This window comes from Vibrio sp. 1562, assembly GCF_033340155.1.
Lineage (GTDB): Bacteria > Pseudomonadota > Gammaproteobacteria > Enterobacterales > Vibrionaceae > Vibrio > Vibrio alginolyticus.
Genome location: NZ_JAWOVY010000721.1, coordinates 1 through 532 on the forward strand (window position 1 = coordinate 1; position 532 = coordinate 532).

At 40.0% G+C, this 532-nt stretch carries 1 protein-coding gene; it reads left to right on the forward strand.

The window, feature by feature from the left end:
* Positions 1-116 precede the first annotated feature (116 nt).
* A partial coding sequence (locus R7Z49_RS27295) for a helix-turn-helix domain-containing protein (RefSeq protein WP_318112798.1) occupies positions 117-532 on the forward strand: 416 nt, incomplete at its 3' end.

Here is a 532-nt window from a genome sequence, read left to right on the forward strand (position 1 = left end):
TTCTATGGTTTGTTGGAGTCAACCTAGTTTACTAGGGTTAGTATATGACGTTGACTAGGGTGGTGTATCTCATACACTAGGGTTGTCTATATATTGACTAGGTGTTATGATTTTCTGTGGATAAAAAAAAACGCCAAAATGGGCGGCAACCCTTGGCGTTTTTCTTAGTTTCTATAAGGAAAATTATGACACACAAACTTAAGCGGAGCCAATTCGATATTATGCATCCACTTTTTGACGCAATGAAACGTGAAAATCTACCATCAACACAGCGCCTGCTTCTCTTGGGGCTATTTAGATTTGTTGATGGCGATGGAGTTTGTTTCCCTAGCTACAGCGCTCTAATGGATGAGACGGGGTTATCTCGACAATCTATTGCAAACACAATCAAGAAGCTCTCTGAGTCTGGTTGGTTAACTTACGAGCCAGGGGATAAATCGAAAAGTTTAGCTAATACATACTATTTGAATCTTGAGCGCTTGGGGTTAACTACACAATCTAAAATAGTCCCAATAGAGGGATACATAGCTCA